1 protein-coding gene is annotated in these 21,975 nt (G+C 66.7%); it reads left to right on the top strand.

Translation table 11 applies throughout. The features are described 5' to 3' along the window. Positions 1-133: 133 nt before the first annotated feature. Positions 134-21,925, top strand: a complete 21,792-nt coding sequence (locus tag A0O30_RS04125; RefSeq protein ID WP_105945677.1) for a BapA/Bap/LapF family large adhesin — start codon at positions 134-136, stop codon at positions 21,923-21,925. The last annotated feature ends 50 nt before the right edge of the window (positions 21,926-21,975 follow it).

Here is a 21,975-nt window from a genome sequence, read left to right as displayed (position 1 = left end):
TATATCTCCCTAACCACCCGAATTTCGACTGCCTGGTCGAGACTGCGCGGAACGCCCCAGCAAGGGCTCTGTGACGCAGATTGTGGCTCGAACGGTTCGGGCCGGGGGATCCGGATACCAGCAGGGAGCATCCATGGACAACATCGTCGTCGCCGATAAGCAAACCGAAGTCGCCACTCAGAGCGCCTGGGGCAATATCAACCTCAAAGGGCCAGGCGTCGTGCAGATGCCGGTAGCCCCCGACAAGGTGGCCACTGTTACCCAACGCGGGCAAGACCTGATCGTCACCCTGAAGTCGGGTGAAAAGGTCACCATCGGCAACTTCTTCGCCGTGGACCAGGCCGGGGTCGGTAGCGACATTGTCTTCGTTGGCGAAGACGGCACCCTGTGGCACGCGCAATACGATGCAACGGCCTTCACCGGCTTTACCTTCGAGGACGTGACCTCGCTGGACGATCTGGTCGCGGGTATCGGCACCGCCGGTAGTGCCATGCCAACCTGGGCGATTGCCGGGCTGAGCCTGCTCGGTGTCGGCGGCGCGGCAGCAGCGGCAGATAACAACAGTGGCAGTAGCAGTGGTGGCTCGGCCCCCGATACCACCGCACCGGCCACGCCCATCGACCTGCTGGTGTCGCCGGATGGCCTGCGCCTGACCGGCCGTGGTGAAGCAGGCACCACAGTGAGCATCCGTGATGCTGCCGGCAACCTGATCGGCAGCGGCACCGTGGGTGCCGACGGCACCTTCGACGTGACGTTGAACCCGCCGCAAATTAACAACGAGAACCTTGAAGTCACCCTGACCGATGGCGCCGGCAACGTCTCGACGCCTGGCACAGTCACCGCCCCGGACGTGACTGCGCCGCTTGCACCTGCCGACCTTGCCATCAATGAACAGGGCACCACCCTCACCGGCCGTGCAGAACCAGGCTCTACGGTTTCGGTGCGGGGTGCCGACGGGGTGCTGCTGGGCTCAGCCGTGGCCGGTGCAGACGGCCAGTTCAGTATCACCCTGCAACCGCCACAGACCGAAGGCCAGGCTTTGGAGGTCAGCGCCAAGGACGCAGCCGGCAACACCTCGCCTTCGGCCAGTATTGCAGCGCCAGACGTCGAGACACCTGATACGACCGCCCCAGACCAGCCCACCAACCTCGCCCTTGCCAGCGGCGTAACCCTCACTGGCCGCGGTGAACCAGGGGCCACCGTGCAGGTGCGTGATGCCGCTGGCAACATCATTGGCACAGGCTTGGTCGGTGCCGACGGGCTATTCAGCGTCACGCTGTCGCCCGCCCAGGCCAACGGCGAAGCACTGGACATACGCCTGGTGGATGCTGCCGGCAACAGCTCGATCCCGCTTGAATTCACAGCACCCGACATCACCCCGCCAAGTGCAGTCAGCGACATCCTGGTCGGCAGCGGCGGCCTGGCCCTGAGCGGCCGAGGTGAACCGGGGGCCACCGTCGAAGTCCGTGATGCCAACGGCACCGTGATCGGTACCGGGGTGGTCGGGGCCAATGGCACCTTCCTCATCAACCTTGATCCGGCCGTACAACCGGGCGACCAGCTGAGCCTGGTGCAGACCGACCCCAGCGGCAACGCCTCCGTTGCCCTCGAATACGATGTGCCACTCACTACCGCGCCAGACAGCCCGGGCAATCTGGCCATCGATGCCGATGGCACTACCCTGACTGGTTCCGCGCCGGCGGGCACCCGCGTAGAAGTACATGATGCCAACGGCACGCTGATCGGCAGCGCCATTGCCAATGCCGATGGCACTTTCAGCATCGAACTGAACCCGCCACAAGCCAACGGCGAACTGCTGGATGTCGTCGCCATCGATGACAGCGGCGTCTCTTCGCTGCCGGCACAAATCACCGCACCCGATATCACTGCGCCCGCCGCACCGACCGAACTGGCTGTCAGCACCGACGGCACCGTGCTCACTGGCCGTGCCGAACCGGGCAGCACCGTGCGTATCGTTGCCGCTGACGGTACCGAACTGGGCACCGCCGTGGTCGGCCCGACCGGCGTGTTCAGCATCAACCTCAACCCGCCGCAAATAGACGGCGAAGTGCTGCAAGCCACCGCCACCGATGCGGCCGGCAATACCTCAACAGCCAGTTCTGTCACCGCACCGGATATTGACGGCGTCGATACCACGCCGCCAGATGCCCCGACCAATCTGGTCATCGGCCTGGCCGGTAGCCAACTGAGTGGCCGTGGCGAAGCGGGCACCACCGTGCAGGTCCGTGACGCTGCCGGCAACCTGCTGGCGACTGGCACTGTTGGGCCGGATGGTACCTTTGTCGTGTCCTTGAGCCCTGCCGTGATCGACGGCAGCACCCTTCAAGTGACCCTGACTGATGCTGCAGGCAACGTGTCGCAGCCGGGCTCGGTGACCTCCGCCGACCTGCTGCCTCCGGCTCAACCCACCGACCTGGCCTTGGCCGATGGCGTGACCTTCACCGGTCGCGGCGAACCGGGTGCCACCGTGCAGGTGCGTGATGCCGCTGGCACTATCATTGGTACGGGCGTGGTCGGTGCCGATGGCTTGTTCAGCGTCACCCTCTCGCCTGCCCAGGCCAACGGCGAAGCGCTGGACGTCCGTCTGGTGGACGCGGCCGGCAACACTTCTGCACCGCTGCAGTTCGATGCCCCGGATATCACGCCACCTGCCGCTGTCAGCAACATTGCAGTCGGCAGTGGCGGCTTGGCCCTGAGCGGCCGAGGTGAACCGGGTGCCACCGTCGAAGTCCGTGATGCCAACGGCACCGTGATCGGTACCGGGGTGGTCGGGGCCAATGGCACCTTCCTCATCAACCTTGATCCGGCCGTACAACCGGGCGACCAGCTGAGCCTGGTGCAGACCGATCCCAGTGGCAACGCCTCCGTTGCCCTCGAATACGATGTGCCACTCACTACCGCGCCAGATAGCCCGAGCAATCTGGCCATCGATGCCGATGGCACTACCCTCACCGGTACCGCTCCGGCGGGCACCCGCGTAGAAGTACACGATGCCAACGGCACGCTGATCGGCAGCGCCATTGCCAATGCCGATGGCACTTTCAGCATCGAACTGAGCCCGCCACAAGCCAACGGTGAACTGCTGGATGTCGTCGCCATCGATGACAGCGGCGTATCTTCGCTGCCGGCACAAATCACCGCACCGGATATCACTGCGCCTGCCGCACCGACCGAACTGGCTGTCAGCGCCGATGGCACCGTGCTCACTGGCCGGGCCGAACCGGGCAGCACCGTGCGTATCGTTGCCGCCGACGGTACCGAACTGGGCACCGCCGTGGTCGGCCCGACCGGCGTGTTCAGCATCAACCTCAACCCGCCGCAAATAGACGGCGAAGTGCTGCAAGCCACCGCCACCGATGCGGCCGGCAATACTTCGGCGCCCAGCTCGGTCACTGCACCGGATATCGACGGCGTCGATACCACGCCACCCGCAGCACCAACCGACCTGGTGATCGGCGTGGCCGGTAGCCAGCTCACTGGTCGTGGCGAAGCGGGCACTACCGTGCAGGTCCGTGACGCTGCCGGCAACCTGCTGGCGACCGGCACTGTTGGGCCGGATGGTACTTTTGTCGTGTCCTTGAGCCCTGCCGTGATCGACGGCAGCACCCTGCAAGTGACCCTGACTGATACTGCAGGCAACGTGTCGCAGCCGGGCTCGGTGACCTCGGCGGACTTGCTGCCTCCAGCACAGCCCACCGACCTGGCCTTGGCCGATGGCGTGACCTTCACCGGGCGCGGCGAGCCGGGCGCCACCGTGCAGGTGCGTGATGCCGCTGGCACCCTCATTGGTACGGGTGTGGTAGGTGCCGATGGCCTGTTCAGCGTCACCCTTAACCCAGCCCAGGCCAACGGCGAAGCGCTGGACGTTCGGTTGGTGGACGCGGCCGGCAACACTTCTGCACCGCTGCAATTCGATGCCCCGGACATCACTGCGCCCGCCGCACCAACCGAACTGGCTGTCAGCGCCAACGGTAGCGTGATTACCGGCCGGGCCGAACCGGGCAGCACCGTACGTATCGTTGCCGCCGACGGCACCGAACTGGGCACCGCCGTGGTCGGCCCGACCGGCGTGTTCAGCATCAACCTCAACCCGCCGCAAATAGACGGCGAAGTGCTGCAAGCCACCGCCACCGATGCGGCCGGCAATACCTCAACAGCCAGCTCGGTCACGGCACCAGACATTGACGGCGTCGATACCACGCCGCCAGATGCCCCGACCAATCTGGTCATCGGCCTGGCCGGTAGCCAACTGAGTGGCCGTGGCGAAGCCGGCACCACCGTGCAGGTCCGCGATGCCGCCGGCAATATCATCGCGACAGGCACAGTGGGTGCAGACGGCACCTTCACCGTCACCCTGGCCCCTGCCGTGATCGACGGCAGCACCTTGCAAGTCACCCTGACCGATGCTGCAGGCAACGTGTCGCAGCCGGGCTCGGTGACCTCCGCCGACCTGCTGCCTCCGGCTCAACCCACCGACCTGGCCTTGGCCGATGGCGTGACCTTCACCGGTCGCGGCGAACCAGGTGCCACCGTGCAAGTGCGTGATGTCGCTGGCACCCTCATTGGTACGGGTGTGGTGGGCGCCGATGGCCTGTTCAGCGTCACCCTTAATCCTGCCCAGGCCAATGGCGAAGCGCTGGACGTTCGTTTGGTGGACGCGGCCGGCAACACTTCTGCCCCGCTGCAGTTCGATGCCCCGGATATCACGCCTCCTGCCGCTGTCAGCAACATCGCCGTCGACAGCGGCGGCCTGGCGCTGAGCGGCCGAGGTGAACCGGGGGCCACTGTCGAAGTCCGCGATGCCAACGGCACCGTGATCGGTACCGGGGTGGTCGGGGCCAATGGCACCTTCCTCATCAACCTTGATCCGGCGGTACAACCGGGCGACCAGCTGAGCCTGGTGCAGACCGACCCCAGCGGCAACGCCTCCGTTGCCCTCGAATACGATGTGCCACTGACCACCGCGCCAGACAGCCCGAGCAATCTGGCCATCGATGCCGATGGCACTACCCTCACCGGCTCCGCCCCGGCGGGTACCCGCGTAGAAGTGCACGATGCCAACGGCACGTTGATCGGCAGCGCCATTGCCAATGCCGATGGTACCTTCAGCATCGAACTGAACCCGCCACAAGCCAACGGTGAACTGCTGGATGTCGTCGCCATCGATGACAGCGGCGTCTCTTCGCTGCCCGCACAGATCTCCGCACCAGACATTACCGCGCCCGCCGCACCGACCGAACTGGCTGTCAGCGCCAACGGTAGCGTGATTACCGGCCGAGCCGAACCGGGCAGCACCGTGCGTATCGTTGCCGCCGACGGCACCGAACTGGGCACCGCCGTGGTCGGCCCGACCGGCGTGTTCAGCATCAACCTCAACCCGCCGCAAATAGACGGCGAAGTGCTGCAAGCCACTGCCACCGATGCGGCCGGCAACACATCCACATCCAGCTCGGTCACCGCACCGGATATCGACGGTGTCGATACCACACCGCCCGATGCCCCGACCAATCTGGTCATCGGCCTGGCCGGTAGCCAACTGAGTGGCCGTGGCGAAGCCGGCACCACCGTGCAGGTCCGCGATGCCGCCGGCAATGTCATCGCGACAGGCACAGTGGGTGCAGACGGCACCTTCACCGTCACCCTGGCCCCTGCCGTGATCGACGGCAGCACCCTGCAAGTCACCCTGACTGATGCTGCAGGCAACGTGTCGCAGCCGGGCTCGGTAACCTCGGCGGACTTGCTGCCTCCAGCACAGCCCACCGACCTGGCCTTGGCCGATGGCGTGACCTTCACCGGTCGCGGTGAGCCAGGCGCCACCGTGCAGGTGCGTGATGCTGCTGGCACCCTCATTGGTACGGGCGTGGTCGGTGCCGATGGCCTGTTCAGCGTCACCCTTAACCCAGCCCAGGCCAATGGCGAAGCGCTGGATGTTCGGTTGGTGGACGCAGCTGGCAACACTTCTGCCCCGCTGCAGTTCGATGCCCCGGATATCACCCCGCCCGCGGCGGTCAGCAACATCGCCGTCGGCAGCGGCGGCCTGGCGCTGAGCGGCCGAGGTGAACCGGGGGCCACTGTCGAAGTCCGCGATGCCAACGGCACCGTTATCGGTACCGGGGTGGTCGGGGCCAATGGCACCTTCCTCATCAACCTTGATCCGGCCGTACAACCGGGCGACCAGCTGAGCCTGGTGCAGACCGACCCCAGCGGCAACGCCTCCGTTGCCCTCGAATACGATGTGCCACTGACCACCGCGCCAGACAGCCCGAGCAATCTGGCCATCGATGCCGATGGCACTACCCTCACCGGTACCGCTCCGGCGGGCACCCGCGTAGAAGTACACGATGCCAACGGCACGCTGATCGGCAGCGCCATTGCCAATGCCGATGGTACCTTCAGCATCGAACTGAACCCGCCACAAGCCAACGGTGAACTGCTGGATGTCGTCGCCATCGATGACAGCGGCGTCTCTTCGCTGCCCGCACAGATCTCCGCGCCAGACATTACCGCGCCTGCCGCACCGACCGAACTGGCCGTCAGCGCCGACGGCACCGTGCTCACTGGCCGGGCCGAACCGGGCAGTACCGTGCGTATCGTTGCCGCCGACGGCACCGAACTGGGCACCGCCGTGGTCGGCCCGACCGGTGTGTTCAGCATCAACCTCAACCCGCCACAGGTCGATGGCGAAGTATTGCAAGCCACCGCCACCGATGTGGCCGGCAATACTTCGGCGGCCAGCTCGGTCACTGCACCGGATATCGACGGCGTCGATACCACGCCACCCGCAGCACCAACCGACCTGGTGATAGGGCTGGCCGGCCAGCGCTTGAGCGGCCGCGGCGAACCCGGCACAACGGTGCAGGTACGCGATGCCGCAGGTAATGTGCTGGCCACCGGCACTGTCGGGGCAGACGGTAGCTTCGCTATCACGCTGGCACCGGCCGTGAACGACGGCAGCACCCTGCAAGTCACCCTGACTGATGCTGCAGGCAACGTGTCGCAGCCGGGCTCGGTAACCTCCGTCGACCTGCTGCCTCCGGCTCAACCCACCGACCTGGCCTTGGCCGATGGCGTGACCTTCACCGGTCGCGGCGAACCAGGCGCCACCGTGCAGGTGCGTAATGCTGCCGGCAACCTCATCGGTACGGGCATCGTCGGTACCGACGGCCTGTTCAGCGTCACCCTTGACCCTGCCCAGGCCAACGGCGAAGCACTGGACGTCCGTCTGGTGGACGCGGCTGGCAACACTTCTGCCCCGCTGCAGTTCGATGCCCCGGATATCACTGCGCCCGCCGCACCGACCGAACTGGCTGTCAGCGCCGATGGCACCGTGCTTACCGGCCGGGCCGAACCGGGCAGCACCGTGCGCATCGTTGCCGCCGACGGTACCGAACTGGGCACCGCCGTGGTCGGCCCGACCGGCGTGTTCAGCATCAACCTCAACCCGCCGCAAGTAGACGGCGAAGTGCTGCAAGCCACCGCCACCGACGCAGCAGGCAACATATCCACAGCCAGCTCGGTCACCGCACCGGATATCGACGGTGTCGATACCACGCCACCCGCAGTACCAACCGACCTGGTGATCGGCGTGGCCGGTAGCCAGCTCACTGGTCGTGGCGAAGTGGGCACCACCGTGCAGGTCCGTGATGCCGCCGGCAACCTGCTGGCGACTGGCACTGTTGGGCCGGATGGTACCTTTGTGGTGTCCTTGAGCCCTGCCGTGATCGACGGCAGCACCCTGCAAGTCACCCTGACCGACGCTGCCGGCAACGTGTCGCAGCCGGGCTCGGTGACCTCCGCCGACCTGCTGCCTCCGGCTCAACCCACCGACCTGGCCTTGGCCGATGGCGTGACCCTCACCGGTCGCGGCGAGCCAGGCGCCACCGTGCAGGTGCGTGATGCCGCTGGCACTATCATTGGTACGGGCGTGGTCGGTGCCGATGGCTTGTTCAGCGTCACCCTCTCGCCTGCCCAGGCCAACGGCGAAGCGCTGGACGTTCGTCTGGTGGACGCGGCCGGCAACACTTCTGCGCCGCTGCAATTTGATGCCCCGGATATCACGCCTCCTGCCGCGGTCAGCAACATCGCCGTCGGCAGCGGCGGCCTGGCCCTGAGCGGGCGTGGCGAAGCCGGCGCCACCGTCGAAGTGCGTGATGCCAACGGCACGGTAATCGGCACAGGCGTAGTGGGTGCCAACGGCACCTTCCTGATCGACCTTGACCCGGCCGTGCAGCCCGGCGAGCAACTGAGCCTGGTGCAGACCGATCCAAGCGGCAACGCCTCCGAAGCGCTGCAGTTCGAAGTCCCGGTAACCACCGCCCCGGCCAGCCCCAGCGACCTGGTGTTCGCCGAGGACGGCACCAGCATCAGCGGCACGGCGCCTGCCGGCACCCGCGTGGAAGTGCACGACGCCAACGGCACGCTGATCGGCAGTGTCGTGGCAGGCCCTGATGGCAGCTTCACCGTCGTTCTGGCCCCGGCCCAGGCCAATGGCGAACTGCTGGACGTCGTGGCCATCGACGATGCAGGTGTATCGTCACTACCAACGCAAATCACCGCGCCAGACATTACCGCGCCGGCCGCCCCGAGCGAACTGGCCGTCAACGCCGATGGCACTGTCGTCACCGGCCGCGCCGAGCCGGGCAGCACCGTGCGGGTACTGGCCGCCGATGGTACTACCGTGCTGGGTAGCGTCGTGGTTGGCGCTACCGGCAGCTTCAGCATCACCCTCAGCCCACCACAAGTGGACGGCGAAGTGCTGCAAGTCACCGCCACCGATGCGGCAGGCAACACCTCGACGGCAGGTTCAGTCACCGCGCCAGATATCGACGGTGGCGACATCACGCCACCCGACGCACCAACCAATCTGGTGGTCGGCCTGGCCGGCAGCCAGCTGAGCGGGCGTGGCGAAGCCGGCACCACCGTGCAGGTGCGTGACGCCGCAGGTACTGTGCTGGCAACCGGTACGGTCAGCCCCGACGGCACATTTACGGTGACCTTGGCTCCTGCCGTGAACAACGGCAGCACCTTGCAAGTCACCCTCACCGATGCCGCTGGCAACGTCTCGCAACCCGGTTCAGTCACTTCGCCGGACTTGCAGGCCCCTGCGCAACCTACTGACCTGGCCCTGGCCGAGGGTTTCACCTTCACCGGCCGCGGCGAACCCGGTGCCACCGTGCAGGTGCGCAATAGCGCCGGCACTGTGATCGGCACCGGCCTGGTCAACGCAGACGGCACCTTCAGCGTCACCTTGTTCCCCGCCCAGGCCAATGGCGAGGCGTTGGATGTGCGGGTGGTGGATGCCGCCGGCAACAGCTCGGCGCCACTGCAGTTCGATGCCCCCGACATCACCCCGCCTGCTGCTGTCAGCAATGTCGTGGTCGGTGCCAGTGGCCTGGTGCTCAGCGGTCGCGGCGAAGCGGGTGCAACTGTCGAAGTGCGTGATGCCGGCGGTACCGTCATCGGCACCGCCACGGTCGGCGCCAACGGCACCTTCACGGTCAATCTCGACCCTGCAGCCCAGCCAGGCACCGTGCTGAGCCTGGTACAAACCGACCCGAGCGGCAACGCGTCCGAGGCCTTGCAGTATGAAGTGCCACTGACCACTGCCCCCGATAGCCCAAGCGGCCTGGTGGTTGCCGCCGATGGCACCAGCCTCACCGGCTCTGCCCCGGTGGGCAGCCGTGTGGAAGTGCGTGATGGCAACGGCACCCTAGTCGGCAGCGTGGTGGTGAGCGGCGATGGCACCTTCACCGTCATCCTCAACCCGGCCCAGGCCAACGGCGAGCTGCTGGATGTAGTGGCCATCGACGGCACAGGGGCATCGTCGCTGCCGGTGCAGGTCAGCGCGCCAGACATCACCGCGCCAGCCGCGCCAAGCGAACTCGCGATCAATGCCAACGGCACCGTTGTCACCGGCCGTGCCGAAGTGGGCAGCACCGTGCGCGTGCTGGCTGCCGACGGCACTACGGTGCTGGGTACGGCGGTGGTGGGTGCGACCGGTAGTTTCAGCATTACCCTCACACCTGCACAAGTGGACGGTGAAGTGCTGCAAATCACCGCCACCGACGCCGCCGGCAATGCCTCCGGCGCCGGTAGCGTCACGGCCCCCGACATCGACGGTGTCGATACCACGCCACCCCTGGCGCCGACCAACCTGGTCGTTGGCCTGGCCGGTGGCCAGCTGAGCGGCCGCGGCGAAGCGGGTGCCACCGTGCAGGTGCGCGATGCCCAAGGCAACGTGCTGGCCAGCGGCACGGTCAACCCGGATGGCACCTTCCAGATCGCCCTGACGCCACCCGTCAACGATGGCAGCACCCTGCAAGTGGTGCTGACCGATGCCGCCGGCAATGCCTCCACGCCAGGCACGGTGGCCTCCCCAGACCTGCAGGCCCCTGCTCAGCCCACCGGCCTGGGCCTTGCCAGTGGCGTTACCTTGACCGGTAGCGGTGAACCTGGCGCCACCGTGCAGGTACGCGACACCTCAGGCACCGTGATCGGCACCGGTGTGGTCAACCCGAACGGCAGTTTCAGCGTTACCCTGTCCCCCGCCCAGGCCAATGGCGAAGTCCTCGACATCCGCCTGGTGGATGCCGCCGGCAATACCTCGACGCCGCTGCAATTCAACGCCCCGGACATCACCCCGCCTGCGCAGGTCAGCAATATCGTGGTCGGTGCCGATGGCCTGACCCTGAGCGGTCGCGGTGAGGCCGGTGCCACCGTTGAAGTGCGGGACACCAATGGCACATTGATCGGCACAGGTACGGTGACCGGCAACGGCACCTTCGTGCTCGACCTCGACCCGGCCGCGCTGCCGGGCGAACGCCTGAGCCTGGTGCAGACCGACCCAAGCGGCAACGCTTCCCAAGCCTTGACCTTCGACGTACCGCTGGTGACCACGCCGGCCAGCCCGAGCGACCTGGTGTTCGCGGCGGACGGCACCAGCATCAGCGGTTCGGCGCCAGTCGGCAGCCGTGTGGAAGTGCACGATGCCAATGGGAACCTGGTCGGCAGCATCGTGGTGGGTGCCGGGGGCACCTTCACCGTTGTGCTCACCCCAGCCCAGGCCAACGGCCAGCTGCTGGATGTGGTCGCCATCGACACCAACGGGGCCTCGTCACTGCCGGCACAAGTGACTGCGCCGGATATCACCGCCCCAGCCGCGCCAAGTGAGCTGGCCGTCAGCGCCGATGGCAGCGCAGTGACCGGGCGCGCCGAAGCCGGCAGCACCGTACGCGTGCTGGCCGCCGACGGCACTACCCTGCTGGGCAGTGTCGTGGTGGGCGCCAGCGGGGCCTTCAGCATTGGCCTCACCCCACCGCAAGTGGCAGGCGAACAGTTGCAGGTAACCGCTACCGATGCCGCAGGCAATGCCTCCACGGCCGGTACCGTTACCGCGCCGGTCATCGATAACGGCGGCGATACCACGCCGCCCGCGCCAGCCACCAACTTGGTGATCAGCGCCGATGGCCGCACGGTTTCCGGCCGCGGCGAAGTGGGTGCCACCGTCAAAGTGCTCGACGACCAGGGCCAAGTGCTGGTGAGCGGCACCGTTCAACCCGATGGCAGCTTCAACGTGCAATTGCCAACCCCAGTGGTGGATGGCTCCTCCCTGCAGGTGACCTTGACCGATGCTGCCGGCAACGTCTCCACACCTAGCCCACTGACTGCGCCAGACCTTGTGGCCCCCCTGCAACCAACGGGCCTGGTGTTGACCAATGGCGACACCCTGGCCGGTACTGCCGAAGGCGGCGCCCGGGTAGAGGTGAAAGACGCCTTGGGCAACCTGATCGGCAGCGCCATCGCCCAGCCGGATGGCAGCTTCAGCCTGACCCTGAACCCGCCACAGGCCAATGGCGAAACACTGTCCATTACCGTGACCGATGCGACAGGTAACACCTCTGTACCGCTGAGCTATGTGGCCCCGGACATCACGGCGCCGACACTCGTCACTGACGTGGTAGCCGCCGATGGCAGCCTGGCCGTGTCTGGCCGTGGCGAACCCGGTGCCACGGTGGAAGTGCGTGATGCGCAGGGTACGGTGCTCGGCACCGGCACCGTCGCGCCAAATGGCACCTTCGTGGTCGACCTCGAATCGCCGTTGGCGGCGGGCGAAACCCTGGTGCTGGTGCAGACCGATGCCGCCGGCAATACCTCGGTAGGGCTTAGCGTGACGGTTGCCGATGCACCGCTGCCCGAGAGCCCGAGCGGTGTCGTGGTGAGCGCAGATGGCGCCAGCGTCTCCGGTACCGCACCGACGGGCACGCAGGTGCAGGTACGTGACGCGCAGGGCAATGTGCTGGGCAGCGCACAGGCAGGCCCGGACGGCAGCTTCACCATCGGCCTGACCCCGGCACAAGCCAACGGCGAAACCCTGGATGTGGTGGCTGTGGATGGCGCCGGCAACGCGTCACTGCCGACCCAAGTCACCGCCCCTGACATCACGCCACCCAATGAAGCCAGCCAGCTGCAACTGAGCGCCGATGGCAGCCTGCTCACCGGCCGCGGCGAGCCGGGCACCACCGTGCAGGTCATCAGCGCCCAGGGTGTCGTGCTGGGCAACGCCCAGGTCGGCGCTGACGGTGTGATCAGCGTGGTGCTCAACCCGCCGCAAACCGACGGCCAGGAACTGGACGTGGTGCTGCGCGACGCGGCCGGCAATACCTCGACCGCCACCGTCATTGCCCCTGATCTGGATGGCCCGCTGCAACCCTCGGGGATGGCCATCGATACCGCAGGCATTCACCTGACCGGCCTGGGCCAAAGTGGCTCCATCGTCACCGTGCGTGATACCAACGGCAACGTGCTGGGCACCGCCATAGTGGGTGCAGACGGACACTTCGATGTCACCCTCAATGCGCCACAGCGCAATGGTGAGAGCCTGAGCGTCGAGGCCACCGACAACCTGGGCAACAGCGCCGGGCCGGTGAGCTTCACCGCCCCCGATTCCACGCCGCCGCAGGCGGTCACCAACCCGACCATCGATGGCACAGGCACCACCGTCACCGGTAGCGGCGAACCTGGCGCCACCGTGACCGTACGCGGGCCGGATGGCAGCGTGCTGGGCAGTGCCGTGGCAGGCCCGAACGGTGCATTCGAAATCACCCTCACACCACCACAGACCAACGGCCAGGCGCTGACCGTGGAGCAGCGTGACCCAACCGGCAACCTGTCGGCGGCCGCCGACCTGCCGGCCCCGGACACCGAGTTGCCGGCGACCCCGACCGGCCTGACCCTGTCTGGCGATGGCAGGACCATTAGCGGCAGTGGCGAGCCAGGTGCGCAGGTGAGTGTTACCAATACAGCGGGTACCGTGCTGGGCACCGCCACGGTTCAGCCAGACGGCAGCTTCCTGGTAAGCATCAACCCGCCCCAGCTCAATGGCCAGACGCTGTCTGTTACCCAGGCAGACAGCGCCGGCAACGACTCGCCCGCCGGCACCGTGACCGCGCCTGACTTCGAGGCGCCGCTGCCGGCGCAAGGCCTGGGCCTGGATCCGGCCGGTACCCTGCTCAGCGGCCAAGGCGAGGCAGGCACCACCGTAGAGGTTCGCAACGCGGCAGGCGACCTGCTGGGTACTATTCAGGTGGCGCCCGACGGCACGTTCGAAGTACCACTCGCCCCCGCCCAGACCAACGGCGAAGTATTGTCGGTGGTGTTGATCGATGGTGGTGGCAATGCCTCACCGTCTGCCAGCTTCACCGCCGATGACAGCAGCGCGCCAACAGCGCCGGGCGGCCTCACCATCACCCCAGGCGGCAACGCCATCCAGGGCACTGGTGAAGCTGGGTCCACGGTGGAAGTGCGGCTTACCGACGGCACCCTGGTAGGTACCATCGTCGTGCCGGCAGGTGGCAGCTTCACAGTGCCACTCTCGCCCGCCCAACTGGACGGCCAGTCTCTCAATGTGACCCTGACCGATACTGCCGGCAATGTGTCCCTGCCCGGCCAGATCAATGCGCCGGACATCACGCCACCGGCAGCGCCCACGGGTGTGCTGGTCAGTCCGGACGGCAGCACCGTCACCGGCAATGCGCCTGGCGCCAACTCAGTGTCCGTGAACGACGGGAATGGCAATGTGGTCGTGGTGGCCGTCAATCCGGATGGCAGTTTCAGCGTACCGCTGAATACCCCGCTGACCAATGGCCAGACTGTGACTGTGGTGGTGACCGATGCAGCCGGCAACGACTCTGCTCCGGTCTCCGTCAACGCCCCGGACACCACCAACCCGGATTCTGCTACCGGGCTTACCGTGAGCCCCGACGGCAGCACCGTTGGGGGTACTGCGGAGCCTGGCAGCACAGTGGAAGTCCGTAACCAGGACGATGGCACCGTTCGCGGCACCATCACCGTTGGACCAGACGGCACCTTCGTGGTTGACGTCGACCCGCCACTGGCCACCGGCGAAACCGTTGATGTGGTGGTGATCGACCCTGCCGGCAACGAATCCCCCGAAGTGCCACTTGCCGGCCCGACCGGCACCGAGGTGGCCACACCGTCGGCCCTGTCCATCAGTGCCGACGGCTTCCTGCTGACCGGCCAGGGGACGGTCGGCTCGCTGATTACCGTGACCTCCGGGGGCACCACCCTGGGCACCGCCACGGTCGGCAGCGACGGCACCTTCCGTGTGTTCTTCCAGAGCGCCCAGCTCAACGCCCAGATCTTGCAGGTCAGCGCCAAGGCTACCGTCGATGGCCTGCCTTCGGTGCCAGCCATTGTCGTGGCCAACGACACCACCGCGCCAAACGCACCGACCCAAGTCGTACTCAATGCCACCGGCAGTACGCTGACCGGCCAAGGCGAAGTGGGTGCTACCGTGCGTGTGACCGATGCGCAGGGCAACCTCCTGGGAACCGCGCCCGTCGGCAGCAACGGCCTGTTCAGCATCGATTTCTCGCCAGCTGTCGCCAACGGCCAGAACCTGATCGTGACCCAGGCCGACGCGGCGGGTAACGTCTCGCTCGCGGCCACCCTGCAAGCCCCTGACCTGCAGGCACCGCTGGCCGCCAGCAACCTCAGCCTCAACAGCGCGGCCACCGTGCTCAGCGGCCAGGGTGAAGCCGGCGCCACCGTGACCGTACGCGATGCCAGTGGCGCCATCCTGGCCACCGGCACCGTCAACCAGAGTGGGCAGTTCCAGATCACCCTGCCCAGCGCGCAAACCAGCGGCAGCGCGCTGCAAGTCACCCTCAGCGATGCCGCCGGTAACATTTCCGGCCCGGCCAGCCTGGCGACGCCAGACCGCACACCGCCTGCCGCCATCACCAACCCGGTGCTGAGCCAGGACGGCCGGCAGCTGTCCGGCAGCGGCGAAGTGGGGGCTACCGTGCAGGTACGCAACGCCGCCGGTACTTTGCTGGGCACGGCCACGGTGGGCGCCGACGGTCGCTTCACCGTGACCTTCGACACCCCGCAAGCCACCGGCCAGGCCATCGGCGTGACCCAAGTGGATGCCGCCGGCAACACCTCGCCAGCCGTCAATGTGGCAACCCCGGACCTGACCCCACCAGCCCCACTCACCAACGTGGTGCTGAACAACAACGGCCTGACCCTGACCGGCCTGGGCGAAGCCGGTGCCACAGTCACCGTGCGCGGCCAGGACGGCACCATCATCGGCACTGGACTGGTGGCCGCCAACGGCAGCTTCACCCTCACCCTGAACAGCGCCCAGCTCAACGCCCAGCACCTGAGCGTTACGCAGACCGACGCGGGCAACAACACCTCTGCCGCCGTGGCCGTTACCGCGCCGGACTTCACCCCACCCGCTGCACCGACTGCACTGGTCCTCGCCGCCACCGGGCTGCAACTGTCCGGTAACGCCGAAGCCGGCAGCACCGTGACCGTACGCGATGCCAGCGGCAACGTGCTGGGCACGGCGACAACCGGCAGCAACGGCACCTTCCAGGTCACCCTGAACAGCGCCCAGACCAACGGGCAGACCCTGCAGGTAACGGCTACCGACGCGGCCGGCAACGTTTCACCGGCCGCGCCTTACACCGCAGCCGATACCACGCCGCCAGCGGCCGTGACCAACCTGGCGGTGTCTGCCAGTGGCACCACCCTGACAGGCAATGGCGAAGCCGGGGCGACCGTCACCGTACGGGCACCCGACAACACCGTGCTGGGCACCGCCACGGTCGGCACTGACGGCCACTTCAGCGTCACCCTGTCGCCAGCCGCGATCACCGGTGAAAGCCTGAGCGTGGTCCAGGCCGACGCCGCACAGAACGTCTCCCCGGCACAAAACGTCACCGCGCCGGGCCTTCTGGCACCGGCAACGCCGGACAACCTGGTACTGGCTGCCGACGGCCTGTCGGTGACCGGTACCGCTACGGTGGGCAGCACGGTCAAGGTGTATGGCCCCAACGGCGTATTGCTGGGCAGCAGCCCGGTAGCCAACGACGGTACCTTCACCGTCAACCTCGGCAGCGCCCAGGCCAACGGCGAACGGTTGGAGGTAAGCGCCACCGGCAGCGACGGCGCAGTCTCGCTGCCGGCGACCCTGCAGGCACCGGACACCACCGCACCGCAACCACTGACCAACCTGGTGCTGTCCAACGACGGCCTGGTACTCACTGGGCGCGGTGAGCCAGGTGCCACCGTCACCGTGATCGGCGAAGGGGGGATCGACCTGGGCACCGCCTTGGTGGATGCCAGCGGCAACTTCAGCGTCAACCTCAGCGCCGCGCAGATCAACGGTGAACAGCTCAGCGCCAGCCAGTCCGATGTGGCCGGCAACGAGTCCAACAGCTTCAGCCTGACTGCCCCCGACCGCGTGGCGCCGGATGCCGCTGGCAACCTGGCCTTCGCCGGCGGCGGCAGCCTGCTCAACGGTACCGGTGAAGCGGGGGCCGCTGTTCGCGTGCTGGCCGCCGACGGCACGGTGCTGGGCAACGCAACGGTACGCGCCGACGGCACCTTCCAGGTCAACCTCGCCTCGCCTCAGGCCAACGGCCAGCAGGTGCAGGTGGTGCTGACCGATGCCGCCGGCAACCAGTCCGCCGCCAGCGCCATCACTGCGCCGGACACCACGGCACCCGCAGCACCCACCGCACTGGCAATATCCAGCGATGGCGTGACCATCACCGGCCGCGGCGAAGTGGGCGCGCTGGTCACCGTCACCAACCCGGCAGGCCAGCCCATCGGCAGCGCCACCGTCGATGCCAGCGGCCACTTCACCATCACCCTCAGCCCGGCGTTGGGCAACGCCGAACTGCTCAGCTTCACCCAGGCCGATGCCACCGGCAACGTGTCGGCCGTGGCCACCCTGCAAACCCCGGACTTCACACCGCCAGCTCCACTTACCGCCGTGGTGATCAACGCCGACGGCAGTGTGGTCAGCGGCCTGGGCGAAGCAGGCGCGACGGTCACCGTCAGCAATGCCGCCGGCACCGTGCTGGGTACCGGCACAGTGCTGGCAGACGGCACCTTCCGCGTCGAGCTGTCGCCCGCGCAAATCAATCATCAGGTGCTGTCGGTGCAGCAGGCCGACCCACCCGGCAACATCAGCTTGCCGGTCACTGTTCAAGCACCGGACCATACGCCCCCCGCCGCCGCAACCGCGCTGCAGCTCAGTGTGGCAGGCGATGAACTGGGCGGTGTCGGCGAAGCGGGCGCTACCGTGCGCGTGTATGTCGGCACTACACAGATTGGCACTGCCGTGGTGGCTGCCAATGGCACCTTCGTGGTCGAACTCAATACCCCGCAACTGAATGGCCAACTGCTGCAGGTCACCCTGACCGACAGCAGCGGCAACGTTTCGACGGTCAGCACGGTCACGGCGCTGGACATCACCCCGCCGGCCACCGTGATCGCCAGCCTCAACGACAGCGGCACCCAACTGATCGGTACCGCCGAAGCCGGCACCCGCGTCACCGTGGTCAACAACAATGGCGACCTGCTGGGCCAGGTGACAGTCGACCCGGATGGCACCTTTGTGCTCGACCTGAACAACCCGCAAATCAATGGCCAGGTACTGACGGTGATCGCCCAGGACGCCACCGGCAACCCGTCGGCGCCCTTGCAGGTAACCGCGCCAGACCTGACACCGCCTGTGCAGCCAGGCAACCTGCTGCTCAACCCGGCAGGCACGTCAATGACCGGTACGGCGGAAGCCGGCTCCACCATCACTGTTCGTGGCCCTGACAACAGCATCGTGGGTACGGTGGTGGTGGGCGGCAACGGCGAGTTCACCGTTGTCATCAACCCGGCTCAGAACAACGGCCAACTGTTGACCGTGGTATCCACGGACGCGGCCGGCAATGCCTCGGTCCCCGCCAGCTACCAGACCAACGACACCTCGCCACCCGCCGTGGTGACCAACCTGGCGATCGACAATACCTATAGTTCGTTGACCGGCAGGGGCGAAGCCAATGCCACGGTCACCGTCAGAGTCGGTGGCCCCAACGGCACCGTGATCGGGACCGGTCTGGTGGACGCCGCTGGCAACTTCCAGATAAACCTTACGCCGGCGCCGGGCTCAGCCGCATTCCTCTCCGTGACACAGTCCGACGGTACCAATACCTCAGGGGCTGTGACGTACATCACCCCTCTGGTGCCGCCACCCGAACCACCGACCAATGCGATACTGGGCAGCGACGGCCTTACCTTGACCGGTACGGCCGCAGCCGGCGCAAGCATTCGCGTCTACGATGCCGCCGGCAACCTGATCGGTTCAGGCCTCGCCAACATCGGAACGGGTAGCTTCAGCATCACGCTGAACGCGGCTCAACTCAACGGCCAGCACATCTCGGTGACGGCAGTCTCGCTGCTGGGCGGCGAATCGCAGCCGCTCTTCCTGCAAGCGGCCGACATCACCCCACCGGCCAACCCGGTGGTTACCAGCCTGTCGGCCAATGGCCTGGTGCTTACCGGTACCGGTGAGGCCGGAGCCACGGTGACCGTGCGCGATGCCAGCAACAACGTGCTTGGAACGGCGTTGGTGAATGGCGGTGGTGTGTTCACCGTCAACCTCAACGCGGCGCAGCTCAATGGCCAGGTACTGGGCGTGAGCCAGACCGACGCTGCAGGCAACGCGTCTGGCAGCACCAGCTACACGGCCGTTGATGTCCAGCCGCCAGCCGTGCCGACCAACGTGACCATCAACGGCACAGGCACGGTACTGACCGGTAACGGCGAAGCAGGGGCTACCGTCACCGTGCAAGGCCCGAGTGGCCAGGTGGGTACCGGCGTGGTGCAAGCCAACGGCACCTTCAGCATCACCCTGACCTCGCCACAGAACGACGGGCAATTGCTGGTGGTACGCCAGACCGATGCAGCCGGCAACCTGTCCGCCAGCACCAGTTTGACCGCACCGGACACCACGCCACCCGCAGCACCGGTGGCGGCCATCAACGCCAACGGCACCTCGGTCAGCGGCTCTGGCCAGGTCGGCAGCACCGTCACCGTGCGCAACAGTGCCGGCACCGTACTGGGCACCGCAACGGTGGGCACTAACGGCCTGTTCGTAGTGAGCCTCACGGCCGCACAAATCGACAACCAGGCGCTCAGCGTCACCCTGACCGACAGTGCCGGCAACGTGTCTACCGGCACCGCACTGACCGCACCAGACCTGACCCCGCCTGCAGTCGCCGGCAACCTGCAGATCAGTGCCGACGGCAGTACCCTCACCGGTACCGGCGAAGCAGGCGCCACCGTCACTGTGCGCAGCGCCAGCGGTACCGTACTGCAAACCGCAACCGTACAGCCGAACGGCAGCTTCACCGTGACCCTGAGCCCGCCTCAGGACAACGGCCAGGTCCTATCGGTCGGCCTCACCGACCCGCGTGGCAACGTGTCGGGCAACGTCACCATCACCGCGCCCGATGTGGATGCCAACGCCCCGGTCATCGCCAGCGACAACCTGGCGACGGCAACGGTCAACCTGGTACCGGTCACCGCGACCAAGACCTACACCGACAGCTTCACCACCCTGCTGTCGGGCTTCACCAAGACCTACACCTGGACCGTAGCCGCCGGCACCACGGTGGACCCGACCCTGACACTGACCACCAACAGCGTACTGGCGCTGCTCAACAACTCCACGTTCACCCTGCAAGTGAAAGACGCGACGGGCGCCTGGGTGACGCTGGCCACCGGCAACACCCAGGGCCTGCTCGACCTGATCGTGCTGCCGCTGGGCCTGCAGGTCGATATCGGTACCCTGCAAGCCGGTGACTACCGCCTGACCGTGGGCAGTGGCGGCATTGGCCTGATCACCAACGTGACCACTTCGCTGGACATCACGGCCACCAGCCTGACCCAGTTCACCGGGACTGGCACCGCCACCACCGGCAACGTCATCACCGATGTGGGCACCGATGGCACTGTCGATGCACGTGGCCCGGACAGCGCCGCCGTGCTCCAGGTGTTCAAGGACGGCAGTTATGTCGCGGCCGGCAGCGCCACCACGGTACAAGGCCTGTACGGCACCCTGGTGATTCGCGCGGACGGCAGCTACACCTACACGCCAAACGGCAGCCCGAGCAGTGTCGGCAAGGTCGATGTGTTCAGCTATCAGCTGGTGCATGCGAACGGCCTGTCCGACTCTGCCAACCTGTATGTACGTATCGACAGCCCGCAGGCCACGGAGGTGTGGAGCAACATCAACTACGGTGCGCCGGCCACAGTGGTCGATGCCGTCAACGACGTCGGCTTCAGCCACCTGACCCTGGTCAACCGTGTGGACACCAGCAGCAGCTCGCTGGGCACGCTGAGCCTGCCGGTAATTGGCACGCGCCAGGCCACCTACACCACCTCGGTTGCTGCCGATACCACAGCCAACCTGCAGGTGGTGGTCAACTCCACCAATCTGTTGAGCCTGCTCAACGGCACCACCATCGAGTTGCTCAAGCTCAATCCGGCCACCGGCCAGTATGTGCTGGTGCAGTCGGTGCCTGGCGGCTCATTGGTCAGCCTGCTGGGGGGCGGTGCGGCTTATACCTTCCAGAACCAGGGGGCCGGTACTTACCACGTGCGCGTCACAGCGGGCGGCATCGGCCTGCTCAGCTCCATCACCACCAGCCTGAACGCGACTACGACGCACCTCACCGAGTTCGTGGTCAGCAGCGCGACCACGGCAACCGGCAACCTGCTCGCGGATGACACCGTGGGTTCGGCCTTGACCGTGCTGAGCGTGCTGACGGCGGCCAACACCTACACCATCCCGGGCTACAACGGGGTCAGCGTGGCCGGCACCTACGGCACGCTGCTGGTGCATGCCGACGGCAGCTACACCTACACCCTCAACTCAGGGCTCACGTCGACAGCCATCGGCCAGCACGACACCTTCACCTACGAGCTGACCCACCCCAACGGCACCACCGACACCGCAACGCTCACCATCAACCTGGACAACGCCGCCGGCCTCACCAGCACGATGTCGTTGCTCTCCGATACCGGTGACGAAGGGGTAGCACTCGCCAGTGTGGCCGCATCGGCTTCCACAGAGGTGATCGCCGGCACCGACGGCAACGACCACCTCGATGGCAGCCAGGGTGGCCATATCACCCTGCAGGGTGGCGCAGGGGACGACACCTTGGTGGTGGTCGACCAGAACTTCGCCAGCGTCGAGGGCGGCACCGGTACCGACACCCTGCTGTGGGGCGGTGGCGATGCCAGCATCGACCTGGGCAACCTGGCCGACCGGGTGCATGACATCGAAGTCATCGACCTCAACGACACCAGCGCGGTGGCGCTTACCCTCAACCTGGCAGACGTGGTGGCCATCACCGAAACCGGCAACGACACACTGATCATCAAGGGGGACGACAAAGACACGGTTCACATGACAGACAACTGGACCCTGGCTGGCACCCAGACTGCCGACGGCATCGACTATAACCAATATACGGCCCAGGAGGATCCGAGCCATCACCTGTGGGTGCAGAACGGTATCCATGTGGTCTGAGGCCGCTGCAAACCCGCCGGGCACACGCCCGGCGGCATGGACGACCAGCA

Source organism: Pseudomonas sp. LLC-1, from assembly GCF_002992185.1.
GTDB lineage: Bacteria > Pseudomonadota > Gammaproteobacteria > Pseudomonadales > Pseudomonadaceae > Aquipseudomonas > Aquipseudomonas monteilii.
This window is presented reverse-complemented; position numbering and strand designations above follow the sequence as displayed.

What these genes read in the sequence shown, in the direction of transcription:
- A0O30_RS04125 (WP_105945677.1), top strand. Translation starts at nt 134, where the DNA reads ATGGACAACATCGTCGTCGCCGATAAGCAAACCGAAGTCGCCACTCAG.